The sequence below is a fragment of the Bariatricus sp. HCP28S3_A7 genome (assembly GCF_052066375.1).
Classification (GTDB): domain Bacteria; phylum Bacillota; class Clostridia; order Lachnospirales; family Lachnospiraceae; genus Allocoprococcus.
Genome location: NZ_JBQHSG010000040.1, coordinates 1 through 17,031, shown reverse-complemented (window position 1 = coordinate 17,031; position 17,031 = coordinate 1). Strand labels below are relative to the sequence as shown.

At 42.8% G+C, this 17,031-nt stretch carries 15 protein-coding genes; all 15 read left to right on the top strand.

The window, feature by feature from the left end:
- The first annotated feature begins 140 nt into the window (after positions 1-140).
- The 15 genes from ACTNA4_RS15110 (at position 141) to ACTNA4_RS15040 (ending at position 16,513) form a co-directional block, all read left to right on the top strand.
- The gene (locus tag ACTNA4_RS15110) at positions 141-1,292 is read left to right on the top strand and encodes a class I SAM-dependent methyltransferase (RefSeq protein WP_441030876.1); all 1,152 of its coding nucleotides are present in this window, start codon (positions 141-143) and stop codon (positions 1,290-1,292) included.
- Positions 1,285-3,795: a hypothetical protein gene (locus tag ACTNA4_RS15105; RefSeq protein WP_441030873.1), complete on the top strand. Its 2,511-nt coding sequence runs from the start codon at positions 1,285-1,287 to the stop codon at positions 3,793-3,795. Before ACTNA4_RS15110 ends, ACTNA4_RS15105 begins: the two co-directional genes overlap by 8 nt.
- Positions 3,796-3,831: 36 nt before the next feature.
- Positions 3,832-4,695: a methionyl aminopeptidase gene (locus ACTNA4_RS15100; RefSeq protein WP_427808061.1), complete on the top strand. Its 864-nt coding sequence runs from the start codon at positions 3,832-3,834 to the stop codon at positions 4,693-4,695.
- Positions 4,696-4,813: 118 nt separating this feature from the next.
- Entirely contained in the window at positions 4,814-5,890 is a 1,077-nt protein-coding gene (locus ACTNA4_RS15095) for a 6-phosphofructokinase (RefSeq protein WP_427808059.1), read from the top strand.
- 20 nt (positions 5,891-5,910) lie between these two features.
- Positions 5,911-7,476 (top strand): DNA polymerase III subunit gamma/tau, encoded by a 1,566-nt coding sequence (gene dnaX / locus ACTNA4_RS15090; RefSeq protein ID WP_441030871.1) that lies wholly within the window; start codon positions 5,911-5,913, stop codon positions 7,474-7,476.
- A gap of 56 nt (positions 7,477-7,532) precedes the next feature.
- The gene (locus ACTNA4_RS15085; protein ID WP_427808055.1) at positions 7,533-7,886 is read left to right on the top strand and encodes a YbaB/EbfC family nucleoid-associated protein; all 354 of its coding nucleotides are present in this window, start codon (positions 7,533-7,535) and stop codon (positions 7,884-7,886) included.
- Between the two features lie 24 nt (positions 7,887-7,910).
- On the top strand, positions 7,911-8,507 hold the full coding sequence (gene recR / locus ACTNA4_RS15080; protein ID WP_427808053.1) for a recombination mediator RecR: 597 nt from the start codon (positions 7,911-7,913) through the stop codon (positions 8,505-8,507).
- Between the two features lie 55 nt (positions 8,508-8,562).
- Positions 8,563-9,699: a LacI family DNA-binding transcriptional regulator gene (locus ACTNA4_RS15075; RefSeq protein ID WP_441030868.1), complete on the top strand. Its 1,137-nt coding sequence runs from the start codon at positions 8,563-8,565 to the stop codon at positions 9,697-9,699.
- Positions 9,700-9,916: 217 nt separating this feature from the next.
- Positions 9,917-10,573 (top strand): fructose-6-phosphate aldolase, encoded by a 657-nt coding sequence (gene fsa, locus ACTNA4_RS15070; RefSeq protein ID WP_427808049.1) that lies wholly within the window; start codon positions 9,917-9,919, stop codon positions 10,571-10,573.
- A 55-nt stretch (positions 10,574-10,628) separates the two neighbouring features.
- On the top strand, positions 10,629-11,465 hold the full coding sequence (locus ACTNA4_RS15065) for a transketolase (RefSeq protein WP_427808047.1): 837 nt from the start codon (positions 10,629-10,631) through the stop codon (positions 11,463-11,465).
- Positions 11,453-12,394: a transketolase family protein gene (locus tag ACTNA4_RS15060; RefSeq protein ID WP_427808045.1), complete on the top strand. Its 942-nt coding sequence runs from the start codon at positions 11,453-11,455 to the stop codon at positions 12,392-12,394. The genes ACTNA4_RS15065 and ACTNA4_RS15060 overlap by 13 nt, the downstream gene beginning before the upstream one ends.
- Before the next feature lie 198 nt (positions 12,395-12,592).
- The gene (locus ACTNA4_RS15055) at positions 12,593-13,144 is read left to right on the top strand and encodes a phosphohydrolase (protein ID WP_427820555.1); all 552 of its coding nucleotides are present in this window, start codon (positions 12,593-12,595) and stop codon (positions 13,142-13,144) included.
- 60 nt (positions 13,145-13,204) lie between these two features.
- The gene (locus ACTNA4_RS15050; RefSeq protein ID WP_441030865.1) at positions 13,205-14,380 is read left to right on the top strand and encodes a LysM peptidoglycan-binding domain-containing protein; all 1,176 of its coding nucleotides are present in this window, start codon (positions 13,205-13,207) and stop codon (positions 14,378-14,380) included.
- A 52-nt stretch (positions 14,381-14,432) separates the two neighbouring features.
- Complete coding sequence (locus tag ACTNA4_RS15045) at positions 14,433-15,605, top strand: DUF5711 family protein (protein ID WP_427808041.1); 1,173 nt, start codon at positions 14,433-14,435, stop codon at positions 15,603-15,605.
- Between the two features lie 8 nt (positions 15,606-15,613).
- Complete coding sequence (locus ACTNA4_RS15040) at positions 15,614-16,513, top strand: CvpA family protein (RefSeq protein ID WP_441030862.1); 900 nt, start codon at positions 15,614-15,616, stop codon at positions 16,511-16,513.
- Positions 16,514-17,031 lie beyond the last annotated feature (518 nt).

The window sequence follows — 17,031 nt, the reverse complement described above, 5'->3', positions numbered from 1 at the left end:
CTTTGCCGTTACTATAAGTATACAGAACGGCATAAACAAACTCAATACCTTCCGGCTTACACAGTTTCATTTATGGTGGTGCCAAGTGTGCGGGCATGGGAGTTTAGGGTATCTTCGACTATGATTCAGAGGAGTATATTATGGATACATTAAAATCAGTTTTGGATAAAAGTTTTAATATAGATTTTGTTTCTGCGGTGCTCAGTAATCCGCGGGAAAAAGATGGGACGGTGAAGGTTAAAATACGTCCGGTCATGAAGCAGGACAGACTGCTTTTTCAATGTGAAGAATACAGGAACAATCAGGCGTTTCATCTGAATCTGGAGGCGGAAGCGACTTCGGAATATGTGGAAAACCAGATGAAAGTTTTCAAGCAGATGCAGATGGAAACAAGGCAGTTCCGCTACCAGGTTCTTGTTAGTAAGAAAGGCAAGATGACGATACAGAAGAGACTGCAGACTGCTGAAGTGAAAGAAGTGAATTATTCGCACAATCGTGCGAAGCACTATATTCTGGAAGAAGGGAAAACGGTTCCTTTTCTGCGGGATCTGGGAGTTATGACGAAGACGGGAGAAATCGTGCGTACGAAGTTCGACAAGTTTCGCCAGATTAATCGTTTCCTGGAGTTTATTGAAGATATTCTGCCACAGCTGCCAAAGGACAGAGAAGTGACGATCCTGGATTTTGGCTGTGGAAAATCATATTTGACTTTTGCGATGTATTACTATTTGCACGAGCTGAATGGATATGACATCCGTATCATTGGACTGGATCTGAAAACAGATGTGATCGAAGCGTGTAATCAGCTTGCAAAAAAATATGGATACAGGAAACTGAAGTTCCTGGAAGGAAATATTGCAGATTATACCGGAAGCGACGAGGGAGATATGGTTGTGACGCTTCATGCCTGTGATACAGCGACGGATTTTGCGCTTGCGAAAGCTGTGGGATGGAAAGCCAAAGTCATTCTTTCGGTTCCTTGCTGTCAGCATGAGCTCAATGGGCAAATGGCAAATGAAGTGCTTGCGCCGCTGTTTTCCTATGGGCTGATTAAAGAACGGATGGCGGCACTTGTGACAGATTCGCTCCGTGCGGAGTATTTAAAAAGGGAAGGGTATGATACACAGATTCTGGAATTTATCGATATGGAACATACGCCGAAGAATATATTGATACGGGCCGTATATACGGGAAAACGGGGAGACAATGATGAGGCAATCTGTGCATGCGAGAAAATGCTGCATGTTCAGCCTACGTTGGGAAAATTATTAAAGGGTGAAATATATGATTAAAAAAATAGCGGTGCGCGCAAGTGTTCTTACTGCCGTGTTTATCATGGCAGTGATTGTGTTCAGTTATCTGACCAATCGTGGGAATACGGACATGAGTGCTGATATGGATGGTGCAACATTGCCGAGAATTTCATTTGTGACGGAAGGGTATGAAATTAATTCCATTCCTGGGTATAAGAATGACATGGAGATCCCATCAATGCGCGATACACTCACTCCGGTGGAAAATCGTGAGATAGAACTGCATCTCGAAAAATATGACACTCAGGTTCAGAAGATGACCTGGCAGGTATTTACATTGGACGGCGAAAAATGTCTGCAGCAGGAGACGTTAAAAGAGATTGGTGATGTGGAAACACTCAAGTTAAAGGGCGATGGAATACTGGATGAAGAACGTGTACTTAAGGTGACCCTCCACCTAGAAAATGAGGATGTATATTATTATACAAGAATTCGAAATCAGGAAGGATGCAATTATAAAACATGTCTGGATTTTGCAAATACTTTTCATGAGCGGGCCATGAAGAAAGAGCAGACAGATGAATTGGAGCCCTATCTGGAGACGACATCGGACGGTGCGGTTTCTACTTATCAGACAGTTACGATTCACTCGGATTTGAATCATGTAGTATGGGGAGAACTAAGGCCTCAGGTTGCTGGAGATGTGTTGTGGGAAGTGAAAGAGTGTAATGAGACATATACTTCCATCTTATTGACCTATCGTGTGAGGTGTGCCGGGGTAAGTGACAATCCGGAGGCATTGTATACAGTGAAGGAATTCTTCCGCGTCAGAGTTGTGGGGGATAAGCAGTATTTGATGGATTATAATCGAACAATGACTCAGAATTTTGACGGTACAACGAAGGCACTTGGCAGTAAGGGAATCCTGCTGGGAATCGCACCTGTGGATCTGGAATATCAGATTAATTCAGAGGGTACAATTGTTTCTTTCGTGCAGAATAATGAACTTTGGAATTATGACAAAGATGCCGATGAGATGTCGCTGGTATTCAGCTTTGCAGATGCAGAGAATGTAGATATTCGTAACTTTTATGACCGCCATGAAATTCATATTGTATCGGTGGATCAAGTGGGAAATACAACATTTACCGTGTCGGGATATATGAACCGGGGGACACATGAAGGAGAGACCGGTGTTGCGGTATACTATTTTGACAGTGAGAAGAATTCGGTGGCAGAGAAAGCGTTTGTTCCAAGCAGTAAAGGCTATTATGTCATGAAAGAAGAGCTCGGGAAATATGTGTACTACAGCAATAAAAGCGAAATGCTTTATGTGATGATGGATGGAACCCTTTACAGCGTTGACATGGAAGAAGATACCAGGGAAGTCCTTGTTCGAGGGCTTGAAAACGGACAGTATACGGCTTCACAAGACGGGCATCTGCTTGCGTATCAGGGAATCGGCGGTAAAGTAAATGAATCGGAAAAGATTACGGTTTTGAATTTGCAGACTGGGGATTCTTTTGAAATTGATGCGGAAAATGGTGAATATCTGAAACCAGTAGGATTTATTAAGGATGATTTTGCATATGGAACGCTTAAGTCAGAAGACGGAGGGCAGACACTTGCGGGTCAGTCTGTGTACCCGATGTATAAGCTGCAGATTATCAACCAGAAACAGGAAATTGTGAAGACATATGAAGTGGCTGATGTGTATTTGCTGGATGGCTATATTAATGATAATATGCTGCAGCTGAACCGGGTAGCGAAAAACGGAAATATTTATATGGCGATCACGCCGGATTATATCACAAATAACGAAGAACAGGCAGAGAGTAACATTAAACTGGAGTCCTATACAGAAGATACGCGGCAGAAAGTAATGCGTCTGACTTATGAAGACGGAATCAAAGACAGTAATGCCAAGCTCCTCAAGCCAAAGCAGGTATTGTTCGATAAGTCGATGACGATTCGGTTTGATGAGTCAACGATGGATGGCAAGTATTATGTATATGCGCTTGGAGAATTGCAGGGAGTTTATGAACGCGCAAGTTATGCTGTGATAAAAGCCAATGAAGTGAACGGTGTTGCGGTTTCCTCCAGACAGGCGTATGTTTGGGAAAGAGGAAACTGGCCTTCCGTGTATGAGGTGGAGAATATGACGGAATTCCAGATGGAAGAGGGCGAAACCGCAATGGCTGCCTGCTTGCAGCAGATGCTTCAAAAAGAGGGAAAAACAGCTGATGTGGTGAAAGAGCTGAATGATGGGAAATCTCCGGAAACGATTCTCAGTACGTATATCGGAGGGGAGGGGCTGGACCTGACCGGATGTACAACGGAAGAGATCCTATATACGATCAGCCGTGAGACACCAGTTATTGCGATGTTTGAGAATGGGCATACAGTGCTGGTCATCGGATATAATAAAACGAATATTGCATATCTGGATCCGGCGGACGGGAAGAGATACTCTGTTACGTTTGCAGAAATGGAAAGCAAGGTCGGAGCTAGCGGAAATACATTTATCGGTTATGTGAAATAGTAAAAAATAAGAAAGTCAGGTAATAATATGAATCATATGGAACGAAATGAATTATGCTGGTGCGGAAGCGGTAAGAAATACAAAAAATGCCATCTTGCCATTGAGGAGAGGATTGCATATCATGAGGAAAAAGGAGAGATTGTGCCGACTCGTGATATTTTGAAGACGATCCCACAGATTGAAGGAATTAAAAAGAGTGCCCGGCTGAATACGGCAGTGCTGGATCATGTGGCTGAACACATTCATGCGGGAATGAGTACAGAAGAAATCGATCGCCTTGTTTATGATTTTACTGTGTCGCATGGAGGAATTCCCGCTCCGCTTCATTATCAGGGATTTCCGAAAAGTGTCTGCACTTCAATCAACAATGAGGTCTGCCACGGGATTCCGGATGAATCCATTATTCTGGAAGAGGGAGATATCATCAATGTGGACGTGTCAACGATTCTGGATGGCTATTTTTCAGATGCTTCCAGAATGTTTATGATAGGAAATGTCAGTGAGCGTGCCAGAAAACTGGTTGAAGTTACGAAAGAATGTGTAGAACTGGGACTTGCACAGGCAAAACCGTGGAATCATCTCGGGGATATTGCCGATGCAATCAATACGTATGCGAAGGCGAACGGATATTCTGTGGTGGAAGATATCGGTGGTCATGGAATCGGATTGGAATTTCATGAAGATCCGTGGGTGAGCTATGTGACCCCGAAGGGAAGCGAGATGCTTCTGGTACCGGGAATGATTTTCACGATCGAGCCGATGATCAATGAGGGAAGCCCGGATTTCTTTGTTGATGAAGAAAATGAATGGACAGTTTATACGGAGGATGACGGACTTTCTGCACAAGTGGAATATATGGTGCTGATTACGGAAGACGGTGCGGAAGTCCTTACAAAATAATTCCAAAGAGTCCACTATTGTTTCTGGAGAAAGAATCAGTTATAATAAAAGAAATGTGGGCGGCGCGAGACGTTATCTGTATGCGGACGCTCTAAAAGGACAGAAAGGATGAGAAGCAATGTTAAGAATAGGAATGCTGACCAGCGGCGGAGACTGCCAGGCACTGAATGCGGCAATGAGAGGTGTTGTAAAAGCGATTTTCTCAAAGCGTGATGATGTGGAGATTTATGGATTTCAGGAAGGTTACAAGGGATTGATCTATTCCAACTTTAAAATGCTGACTTCCAGAGATTTCTCGGGAATTCTGACAGTCGGCGGAACAATCCTCGGAACATCCCGTCAGCCATTTAAACTGATGAGAGTGCCCGGACCGGACGGCATTGATAAAGTGGAAGCGATGAAGCATACGTATCACAAGCTGAATCTGAACTGCCTTGTTGTACTTGGCGGAAACGGAACTCATAAGACAGCCAATCTTCTGAGAGAAGAGGGACTGAATGTAATTACACTGCCGAAGACGATTGATAATGACCTCTGGGGAACCGATATGACGTTTGGATTCCAGAGTGCGGTGGATATTGCAACCGACACGATTGACAGAATCCATACCACAGCAACATCTCACAGCCGTGTATTCATCGTAGAGGTAATGGGACATAAAGTGGGATATGTAACACTTCATGCCGGTATTGCAGGCGGCGCAGATATTATCCTTTTGCCGGAGATCCCGTATAAACTGGATACCATTATCAATGCAATCAATGCCCGTGCAAAAGCTGGAAAGAGATTTACGATTATTGCAGTGGCGGAGGGAGCAATTTCTGAGGAAGATGCAGCGCTTCCGAAGAAGAAACTGAAAGAAAAACAGGCAAAGAAGAAATATCCTTCTGTTGCATATGAATTGGCTGAGAAGATCCAGAACCGTACCGATCAGGAAGTACGTATTACAGTACCGGGTCATACACAGAGAGGCGGAACACCATGCCCGTATGACCGTGTTCTTGCAACGCGTCTGGGTGCCGCAGCCGCGGATCTGATTCTGAAAGAAGATTACGGCTACATGGTGGCAATCAAGAACGGACAGATTAAGAAAGTGCCGCTTGCTGAGGTGGCCGGAAAGCTGAAGATGGTTGATCCGAATTCCGATATTATCAAAGAAGCAAGGATGACCGGTATCAGTTTTGGAAATGAATAGAAACTGAGGAGTAAAAGAACATGTCATATACTGCCTTATACCGCAAGTTCCGGCCTACGGAATTTGAGGACGTGAAGGGACAAGATCACATTATTACAACATTAAAAAATCAGATAAAGGCAGAGAGGATCGGACATGCCTATTTGTTCTGCGGAACAAGGGGAACCGGGAAAACGACTGTGGCGAAGATATTTGCCAAAGCAGTGAATTGTGAGCATCCGGTGGATGGAAGTCCATGTGGGGAGTGCCCGATGTGCAAAAGCATTGCGGCGGGCACTTCCATGAATGTGATTGAAATTGATGCGGCCTCCAATAATGGCGTTGATAATATCAGGGAGATCCGGGAAGAGGTCTCCTACCGTCCGACAGAAGGCCATTTTAAAGTCTATATTATCGATGAGGTGCATATGCTTTCTATCGGGGCATTTAATGCACTTCTTAAGACTCTGGAGGAACCTCCGGAGTATGTTATTTTTATTTTGGCTACAACAGAAGCCCATAAGATACCAATTACGATTCTGTCACGTTGTCAGCGTTATGATTTTAAAAGGATTACGATTGACACGATTGCAGCGCGTTTGACGGATCTGATGAAGAAAGAACAGGTAGATGTAGAGGAGAAAGCTATCCGGTATGTGGCAAAAGCGGCGGATGGTTCCATGCGTGATGCGCTCAGTCTTCTGGATCAGTGCATTGCGTTTTATCTGGGACAAAAACTGACGTATGATCATGTACTGGAAGTCCTGGGAGCTGTGGATACGGAGGTGTTCAGCCGTCTTCTGCGGGAAATTATTTCTCAGAATGTGTCAGCAGTACTGAAAACGGTGGATGAACTGGTCATGCAGGGAAGGGAACTGTCGCAGCTCGCTGCGGATTTTACCTGGTATCTGAGAAATCTTCTTCTGGTAAAGAGCTCTGATAATATGGAAGATGTGCTGGATGTATCAACAGAGAATCTGGTGCAGCTCAAAGAAGAAGCACAGATGATAGAGGATGAAGTGCTCTTGCGCTATATCCGTATTTTCTCGGAGCTTACCAATCAATTGAAATACGCGACGCAGAAGAGAGTTCTGCTGGAAGTGACGTTGATCAAGCTGTGCAGACCGCAGATGGAAACGACCCGGGACAGTCTGCTGGATCGAATTCGCGCTCTGGAGAAGCAGGTGGAGGAAGGGATTACAGCAGCACCTGCCGGAGAACGAGTGGTGTATGTGAACGGAGATGCGCCGGCAGAGGCGCCGAAACCAAAGCTTCCGAAGGCGATCGCAGAGGATGTAAAGCAGGTAGTGTCTAATTTCCGCGGGATTGCAAATGAAGCATCCGGTATGCTGAGAACGTATTTAAAGCAGGCAAGACTGAGTGTAGGGGCACAGAATCAGCTTCTAATCGTACTCCCGGATGAAATCAGTGCAAGTGTGGTTGGGAGCGATTCACATAAGCAGGAACTTCAGGAATTGATAGAAAAGAAAATCGGCAAAACGGTTGATATTGAAGTTCGTCAGGTTGAAAAAGGGCGGCATTTCGAGGACAGTTTTGTGGATATAGAAAAAATGATTCATATGGATATTACCATTGAAGATGAATAAAACCGGCAGCAGGGCTGTCGGGGAAGAGATTGCAGCATTCAAGGAGGATTATTATTATGGCAAAACGAGGAGGATTTCCGGGTGGAGGAATGCCGGGGAATATGGCAAATCTGATGAAACAGGCACAGAAGATGCAGCGTCAGATGGAAGAACAGGCGAAAGAGATGGAGACAAAGGAATTTACTGCAACTGCCGGAGGCGGAGCTGTGGAAGTTACTGTCAGCGGGAAGAGAGAAGTGCTTAAGGTAAAACTTCAGGAAGAAGTCGTAGATCCGGATGATATTGAGATGCTGGAAGATTTGATCGTAGCTGCTACGAATGAGGCGCTGAGACAGGTTGAGGACGCCAATGCATCTGCGATGAGTAAACTGACAGGTGGAATAGGCGGAGGAATGCCGGGAATGTTCTAAAAGAACGTACAAGGAGAATAAATCATGGATTATTACAGCAGTCAGATTACCAAATTGATTGAAGAACTGTCGAGACTGCCTGGGATCGGAAATAAGTCAGCCGCAAGGCTGGCTTTTCATATGATAAATATGCCGAAAGAACAGGTGGAACAGCTTGCAAATACGATGGTCGAAGCGCGGAACAATGTGCGGTACTGTAAAGAATGTTGCACACTTACCGATCAGGAGCTGTGCCCGATCTGCGCAAGTACAGAAAGAGATCATCAGACAATTATGGTTGTGGAAAATACAAGAGATATGGGTGCATATGAAAAAACTGGAAAATATAACGGTGTGTATCATGTGCTCCATGGAGCGATCTCTCCCATGCTTGGAATTGGACCGGGAGACATCAGGCTGAAGGAACTTATGGCACGTCTTCAAGGAGATGTGAAGGAAGTGATCATTGCGACCAATTCCAGCCTGGAAGGCGAAACGACGGCGATGTATATCAGTAAACTGATTAAACCAACCGGAATCAAGGTGAGTCGGATCGCCAGCGGAGTACCGGTAGGCGGAGATCTGGAATATATCGATGAGGTCACACTATTACGTGCACTGGAAGGACGTACTGAATTGTAGAAACAGTGAGTATAGACTGAAATGATATTTGGGAATGATTCCGGAAAGGAGCTTCATGGGAAAGAAAAAAGTCACTTCTTCAGATGTTGCGAAAGCGGCTGGCGTTTCGCAGGCCACAGTATCTATGGTGCTGAACAGAAAATATAATGTTTCTTTTTCGAAAGAGACAATACAAAAGGTGGAACAGGCTGCAGAGGAAATGGGATATGAGATTCCCAAAAGAAAGAAGCGGAAGGAAAGCCGAAAGGAGAAGCTGATCGTTGTGTTTTGCCCTAATTTGACAAATCCATATTATGTGATGCTTCTCCAGGGGATTGAAACTCGTGCGAAAGAACAGGGCTTTGGGCTGTTCATCTGTAATACGCAGCGTGAACTGAAAATGGAAGAACGTTATCTGAAAATGATGTGGGAGTTAAAACCGCTTGGGATAATTTATACATGTAATCCGAGCAGGTGTTTTATGGAACTTGTAGAAGAACTTGCGGAACACATACCGATCGTGGTCGTTAACAATCAGAATGAACGATTAAATGTTGATGCGGTAGAATTGGACAATTCTAAACTGGGCCGTCTGATGGCACGTCATCTTCTGGAACTGGGGCATCGTAAAGTCGCATATATCGCTCCTCCGCTCACAACCCGGCAGAAGCAGCGGTCCAAACGTGTGGAAGGATTCCTGAAAGAGTTTGAATCGAGAGGATTGAAACAGAATGTGATCATCAAAGCTGCGGATGAGAAAATTGATATGAGTGTTCCGAATATTGATTCAGAGTATAAGATTGGATATGACCTGACAAAAGAATTGCTGCGGGAACAGAACGATGTAACGGCTATCGTAGGGTTGAATGACATGATTGCATTCGGAATTCTGGATGCACTTCAGTCGGAAAAATACAAAGTGCCGGGAGATATTTCGGTCATGGGGTGCGATAACACGTTGTTTGCAAAGATGCACAAGGTATCGCTTACAACGATTGAACATTTTGTGGTCTTTAAAGGAAGAGATGCCTGTGATATCATTATGAAAAAAATTGCTTCGCAGAACAGCAAGGTTTCAGAATTTCAACCCATCAGCACCTATCATGTTGAATATGAACCGAAATTGATCGTGAGAGGGACAACTTCGTATGCAAAAACTAAAATTAGTTCAAAAGCAAAAAATATTAGTAATAAATTAAAAGACAAATCTTGAAAATAGCGGTAAAACAGTTGGTTGATTAGTAAAATAAGATATAAATGTAGTTAATAATTTGCGATTATTAATAAAATAAATTATTAATAAAAATACAAGGCTATTGACCAACTTCTCCTGAATGAGATATAATTTAAATAAACCGGGCGGCAGTAAAAAATGAATCAGGCTGTCGAATTGCGGAAAAGATTTCTTATATTTTAAGGAGGAGAAAAAGATGAAATTTTTCATTGACACAGCGAATGTTGAAGACATCAGAAAAGCAAATGACATGGGTGTTATCTGCGGAGTAACAACTAATCCATCACTGATCGCAAAAGAAGGACGTGTATTTTCAGAAGTTATCGCAGAGATCGCTTCTATTGTAGACGGACCGATCAGCGGAGAAGTAAAAGCTACAACAGTAGATGCTGAAGGAATGATCGCAGAAGGAAGAGAGATCGCTAAGATTCATCCGAATATGGTTGTAAAGATTCCTATGACCGTAGAAGGTCTGAAGGCTTGCAAAGCTTTAAGCGCAGAAGGAATTAAGACAAATGTTACACTGATCTTTACTGCAAACCAGGCACTTCTTGCGGCAAGAGCAGGAGCTACATATGTTTCTCCGTTCCTTGGACGTCTGGATGATATTTCTGTACGTGGAACAGATCTGATCAGCGAGATTGCAGAGATTTTCGCCGTAGCAGGTGATATTGATACACAGATCATTGCAGCAAGTGTACGTAATCCGATCCATGTAACTGACTGTGCACTTGCAGGTGCAGATATCGCAACGGTACCGTATAAAGTAATTGAACAGATGACACATCATCCGCTTACAGATGCCGGAATCGCAAAATTCCAGGCTGATTATAAGGCTGTTTTTGGAGAGTAAGTATAAACGGTCGAAAGTAACATTCATATAAACATTCCATCAGGAGGCAAATTTCATGGACAAGTTAGCACTTATGAAAACTGCAAATGAAATCCGTAAAAGTATCGTTACAGCAGTGCATGCTGCAAAATCAGGACATCCGGGCGGATCTTTATCTGCAGCAGATATTTATACATATTTATATTTTGAAGAAATGAACGTGGATCCGGCAGATCCGAAGAAAGCGGACCGTGACCGTTTTGTATTATCAAAGGGACATACTGCTCCGGGCTACTATTCTGCACTGGCTCACAAAGGATTTTTCCCGGTTGAGGATCTGACGACACTTCGTCATACTGGTTCTTATCTTCAGGGACATCCGGATATGAAACATATCCCGGGCGTTGATATGTCAAGCGGATCTTTGGGACAGGGAATCTCTGCTGCTGTTGGTATGGCGATCTCTGCAAAACTTTCCGGAGATGACTATCGTGTATACACACTTCTTGGTGATGGTGAGATTCAGGAAGGCCAGGTATGGGAGGCTTCTATGCTGGCAGGATTCAAAAAACTGGACAACCTGGTAGTGATTGTGGATAACAATAACCTTCAGATTGACGGACGTATTGATGAAGTAAATTCACCATATCCGATTGATAAGAAATTTGAAGCATTTAATTTCCATGTAATCAATATTGACGGACATAATTTCGATGAAATTGATGCTGCATTCAAGGAAGCAAGAGCTACCAAGGGAATGCCGACAGCTATTATTGCCAAGACTGTAAAGGGTAAAGGGGTTTCCTTCATGGAAGATCAGGCAGGATGGCATGGAAAAGCTCCAAATGATGAGGAGTATAAGATCGCTATGGAAGATTTAGAGAAAGTAGGTGAAGCATTATGTCAGAAGTAAAGAAAATTGCAACAAGAGAAAGCTACGGTAATGCTTTGGCAGAATTAGGTAAATTACATGATGATGTAGTCGTTCTGGATGCAGACCTCGCAGGCGCTACAAAAACCGGCGTGTTCAAGAAAGCGTTTCCGGAGCGCTTTATTGACTGCGGTATCGCGGAAGGAAATATGATGGGGGTTGCGGCAGGTATTGCTACAACAGGAAAAGTTCCTTTTGCAAGTACCTTTGCTATGTTTGCAGCAGGACGTGCATTCGAACAGGTACGCAATTCTATCGGATATCCGAAGAATAATGTAAAGATCGGAGCAACACATGCGGGTATCTCTGTGGGAGAAGATGGAGCATCTCATCAGTGTAACGAAGACATTGCTCTTATGAGAACAATTCCGGGAATGGTAGTTATCAGCCCATCTGATGATGTGGAAGCAAAGGCGGCAGTATTTGCAGCTTATGAGCATCAGGGACCGGTTTATATGCGTTTTGGAAGACTTGCAGTTCCGGTAATTAATGACAACCCGGACTATAAATTTGAAATCGGAAAAGGTATCGTATTAAGAGAAGGAAAAGATGTAACGATTGTTGCAACCGGACTTGAGGTCAGCGAATCTCTTGCAGCAGCAGAAAAACTGGCAGCAGACGGAATTGATGCGAAAGTGATCAACATTCATACGATCAAACCGCTGGATACCGAGCTGATTCTTGCGGCAGCAAAGGAAACGGGAAAAGTTGTTACAGTTGAGGAACATTCTGTAATTGGCGGCCTTGGAAGTGCTGTGTGTGACGTGTTATCTGAAAATTGCCCGACGCCGGTTCTGAAAATCGGTGTAAATGACGTATTTGGCGAATCTGGTCCGGCAAAAGAGCTGATTGTGAAATATGGTCTGGACGCTGACAGTATTTATGAAAAAGTAAAAGCATTTGTAAAATAGTTGTTTTATCTGAAGTGAAAAACAGGCGGTTTTCGAAAACGAAAACCGCCTGTTTTTCGATCAAATCTTATGTTTTTCCTAAATTTATCAAAAATACTATAGAAAATGCGGCTATTCTGGTATACTAACAATGTCAAAAAAATGCAGCTCTTTATGGAAAGAGTGAGGGAGGAAATTATGCAGGCTTTCCGAAAAAGAATGGCAGGGCGTCTTCAGAAACTCCGCCGTGAATGGAATAAGGAATTCTATGATTGTATCCGTGATGTTGCAGAACATCCGGTGGTGCTCCGTATGAAATTGTATCCGCACCACGGTAGCAGTAATTGTTATCAGCATTGTATGCACGTCGCATATTATAATTATCAATGGTGCCGCTTTTTTAAGCTGGATGCACGTTCGGCGGCCAGAGGAGGAATGCTGCATGACCTGTTTTTATATGATTGGCATACACATGCCAGAAAAACAGGGGACCATTTTCACGGTCTGACACATCCTGAAACAGCATTGAAGAATGCGGAAAAATTTTTTGATCTGAATGACATTGAACGTGATATTATACGAAGTCATATGTGGCCGGTTACATTTTTTACAATCCCACATACCAGAGAAGCCTGGATTACGACCCTGACAGACAAATATTGTGGAGGATGCGAGACAAGTCGGCGAAAAAATGCAGATACAACAAGAATTCGAAGAGATTTGTCCCGGCTTGTCGAGTATTTTAATTATCTGATAGACACAAAGCGATAAAATAATTGATTTCCATATGCTATCATAAGCCAAATAATTATTTTGATGAGGTGAGAGTATATGGAAAACAGATTTCCCAAAAACGTACGTCAGATAGGAAATGTAAGTGATACTCCAAAGATTTATGTAGAAGATTATGTAGATACCTTTTTGAGCCAGATTTGTGAAAATACAGATGAGGAACCGGTGGGGGCGTTCCTGGTCGGTCGTATAGTGAGATCAGATGATCAGGAGGTTGTGTATATTTCCGGTGCGGTCCGTATGGAAGAGATAGGGATTGATGGAATGGATATTGTGATCGCAAGGGAGACATGGGAGAAAGCTCGGGAAGATTGCAGTGAGTATTTCGGTGGAAGAGAGATGCTTGGATGGTTCATAAGTCTTCCGGGATATCCTGCCGTATTAAATAGTAATTTGCGGCAACTGCATGAGCAGTATTTTGGTAAAAGTGGGACGGTTTTGATTTTGAAAGAACCATCGGGGACAGATGAGTTGTTTTTCGCACATAAATATGGTGAGCTGATGCCGATAGGAGGCCATTATATTTATTATGAAAAAAATCCGGCCATGCAGAATTATATGGTAAGCGCAAGAAAACAGATCGGCGTGACTCCCAGTGAAGCTGTGGAAGATAAGGCTGCAAAGGAGTTTCGTAATATTGTAAAAGAAAGATTTGAGTTTCAGGAACAAAAGCGTAATTCCAGATTTATGTATGCGGCCAGTGTCTTTCTGGTTCTTGTTGTATTGGTGATGGGAGTTACGACGATCAATAATTATGATAAAATGCGTTCCGTTCAGTCATCTGTGGAAGATATAAAAGAAAGTGTTGCAAGAAATGAAGAAAGATCTGGTACTGAAGAGACCACAGAGGCCTCAGCTTCCGGAGACAGTGTCACAGCTATGATGGAAGAGAAAAAACCGGAGAATCCGAGCGGAGAAGAAGAAAGTACAGCACAGCCTGAAAATGAGAATCAGGGAGAAGGGGATGGGGGAGAAACGTCAGACGATACTTCAGGAAATTTAGATGGGGCACAGGCGGATATAGCAGGCAATACGGCTTCCAGTACGATCCAGGAGATGAGTGAAGATATTTACATTGTACAGAAGGGCGATACGCTTGCTAAGATCAGTAAAAGAGTTTACGGTGATATCGGACATGTAGATGCTATCTGCAGGATGAATGGGCTTGAGGACGGGGATTTGATCTTCATTGGACAGAAATTATTGCTGCCCTAGAGCAGAAAGTGATATACTATATAATAAATGACGGAAAGAAAAAGGACACGATATGGGAGTTATAGTAGAGTTACGAGATCCTATGGGGGATCTGCAGGAAAAAATAAAGGTGCACAGACGCCGTATACGGAGAAAAGGAATTTTGACGATTTTAACGATTTTGGCGGCGGTTATCAGTACATTTCTTTTGATCGAGGTGCAGACATATGGCCAGACAAGGGTGATGCAGGAGTATGGAAGCGGAGGAAATAATGGCGGCAGCTATGTGCAGTTTTCAACGGGAGTATTGAAGTATAGTCGTGATGGAATTGCTTTTCTGAATAAAAAAGGAGAGGAACAGTGGAATCAGCCTTATCAGATCAAGAATCCTTTGGTGCATGTAGCTGGCAATTCTGCAGCGACGGCAGATCGAGGAGGAAATGATATTTATGTATTTGATAAGAAAGGACTTCGTGGTGAAATTCACACAAATTATCCAATAGAACAGTTCGCAATTTCGGAAAATGGAATTGTAAGTGTACTGCTCAAAAATGAGAGTACACCGCAAGTAGTGTGTTATGATGCGGCAGGGAATGTACTGGTTGAGCACAGAACTTCCTTGAGTGGACAAGGTTATCCAATCGGGATGTCGCTTTCGCCGAATGGAACGATACTTCAGATTTCTTATTTATGCGTAGCAGATGGAGTAGAGGCGACTCGAGTGGCGTATTATGATTTTGCAAATACTGACGAAGAATACGGTGTGCCGGTGGCAGAAGAGATTTATAAAAACCAGGTAATTCCTGTATCTTTTTTCGCAAACAATAAAACATCAGTCCTTATCGGTGATGGGGCGTTCTTGATTTACAGAGGTACAAATCAGCCGGAATTGTCAAAAACAGTGGAAATTGAAAAAGAAATAAAAAGTGTTTTCTATGATAAAGAATATATTGGATTTATATTACAAAATGTGGGAACAGAAGGCTATGAACTGAGACTTTATAATATGTCCGGTAATCTGGCATTGTCCAGAGATTTTGAAGGGGAGTACAGTAATATTAAAGTTTCAAATGGCAATGTTATCATGTATGATGGAAAGAAGAGTTTGATTTATTCTGAACTTGGGGTAAAAAAATTTGAAGGGGAGATGGATAAAGAGATTATGGAGATCCTGCCACTTCAGGGAATAAATAAATACTTAGTGATGAACGCCGATGGTATAGCAGAAATTCGTCTGGTGAAATAGGAGTGCGTATGAATTGGTTATTGATTATAGTTGTTGGTATCTTATTAGTAGGAGTACTTGTCGGATTTGTAAGAGGGGCCGTGCGGATTGCGGTGTCATTAGTTGCGACGCTTTTTACGATTGCGGTGGTATTTGTTGCTACGCCTTATGTGAGTAAGGCAGTCATTTCCCTTACTCCGGTGGATGAAATGTTGGAAAAACAATGCATTCATACTGTTACAAAATTAATTTCCGGAGGACAGACAGCAGAGGGATTGACGGAAGAACAGGTGAGAGCAGTACTGGCTGGAGCGGGAGTTACAGAAGAACAGTTGGCGACGGCGGGAATTACAGTGCAGGATATTGTGGATGGAAAGGTATCGGGTGAGGATCTCGCAAAATATGGAATTTCCCCAGGAATTCTGGAGGGACATACGCAGGAAAAAGCAGCGGAAATTCTGAATGATGCGGAGATACCGCGCCAGGCTCAGATTGCGGCAATTGAGGGATCCGATATTCCGGATGTGTTTAAAGAATTGCTTTTGAGCAATAATAACAGCGAAGTTTATCGTGCATTGGGAGCCACTACTTTCATGGAATATATCAGCAAATATTTTGCTAAGCTGGTTATTGATATTATCTCCTTTTTGGGAACATTTGTTATTGTGACAATCGTTGTAAGAGCAATCGTATTTGCTTTGGACTTCGTTACTGAGCTGCCGGTTCTGGGAATCCTGAACAGATTGGCAGGAATGTTTGTAGGTGCATCTATTTCCTTGATTATTGTTGGGTTTATTTTTGTAGGAATCACATTATTATATACGACTGAGATTGGAAAAACACTTATGGGAATGATTCGTGAAGATGAATTTCTGACATTATTATACGAACATAATTACATAATGAAATTAATAACTGTATTTAGATAGATACAGGAAATTATACGGTTATAAAAAAATATATAATGTAACTGGAAAAATCTATATTAAACTATCTGAATTGCATAAAAAAAATAAAAAAGAGAAAAAACATTGACAATTAAGGAAGTAAGTGGTAAGATATGACTCGTTGACCGGACAGGAATCAGAAATGAGGGGCCGGGCAGCGGGTCATAACTGATTTCCGAAAGGGCTGAGACAGAGGTCAGGGGGCGGCATGCAGAAGTCTGATAAGAAAAAAGTTGTTGACAAACGTCGAAAGATGTGATAACCTATTTAAGCTGTCGATCTGAAGAACAGAGTTCCGAAGAACGGATCGGCAAAAAAGAAAAATAAAAAAGTCTTGACAGAAGCTTGAAGATGTGATAATCTAATATAGCTGTCGCGAGACAGAGAAGAAAGAACATTGATAACTAAACAATAGACAACAACCCTGAAAATTCTTTAAGAGATTTTTCAAGAACGGTTGAATCGACAGATTTAACAAACCTAAAAACAGTAAGAAGGAA

Coding starts and splice junctions, on each gene's coding strand:
- ACTNA4_RS15110 (WP_441030876.1), top strand. CDS start 141: ATGGATACATTAAAATCAGTTTTGGATAAAAGTTTTAATATAGATTTT.
- ACTNA4_RS15105 (WP_441030873.1), top strand. CDS start 1,285: ATGATTAAAAAAATAGCGGTGCGCGCAAGTGTTCTTACTGCCGTGTTT.
- ACTNA4_RS15100 (WP_427808061.1), top strand. CDS start 3,832: ATGGAACGAAATGAATTATGCTGGTGCGGAAGCGGTAAGAAATACAAA.
- ACTNA4_RS15095 (WP_427808059.1), top strand. CDS start 4,814: ATGTTAAGAATAGGAATGCTGACCAGCGGCGGAGACTGCCAGGCACTG.
- dnaX (WP_441030871.1), top strand. CDS start 5,911: ATGTCATATACTGCCTTATACCGCAAGTTCCGGCCTACGGAATTTGAG.
- ACTNA4_RS15085 (WP_427808055.1), top strand. CDS start 7,533: ATGGCAAAACGAGGAGGATTTCCGGGTGGAGGAATGCCGGGGAATATG.
- recR (WP_427808053.1), top strand. CDS start 7,911: ATGGATTATTACAGCAGTCAGATTACCAAATTGATTGAAGAACTGTCG.
- ACTNA4_RS15075 (WP_441030868.1), top strand. CDS start 8,563: ATGGGAAAGAAAAAAGTCACTTCTTCAGATGTTGCGAAAGCGGCTGGC.
- fsa (WP_427808049.1), top strand. CDS start 9,917: ATGAAATTTTTCATTGACACAGCGAATGTTGAAGACATCAGAAAAGCA.
- ACTNA4_RS15065 (WP_427808047.1), top strand. CDS start 10,629: ATGGACAAGTTAGCACTTATGAAAACTGCAAATGAAATCCGTAAAAGT.
- ACTNA4_RS15060 (WP_427808045.1), top strand. CDS start 11,453: ATGTCAGAAGTAAAGAAAATTGCAACAAGAGAAAGCTACGGTAATGCT.
- ACTNA4_RS15055 (WP_427820555.1), top strand. CDS start 12,593: ATGGCAGGGCGTCTTCAGAAACTCCGCCGTGAATGGAATAAGGAATTC.
- ACTNA4_RS15050 (WP_441030865.1), top strand. CDS start 13,205: ATGGAAAACAGATTTCCCAAAAACGTACGTCAGATAGGAAATGTAAGT.
- ACTNA4_RS15045 (WP_427808041.1), top strand. CDS start 14,433: ATGGGAGTTATAGTAGAGTTACGAGATCCTATGGGGGATCTGCAGGAA.
- ACTNA4_RS15040 (WP_441030862.1), top strand. CDS start 15,614: ATGAATTGGTTATTGATTATAGTTGTTGGTATCTTATTAGTAGGAGTA.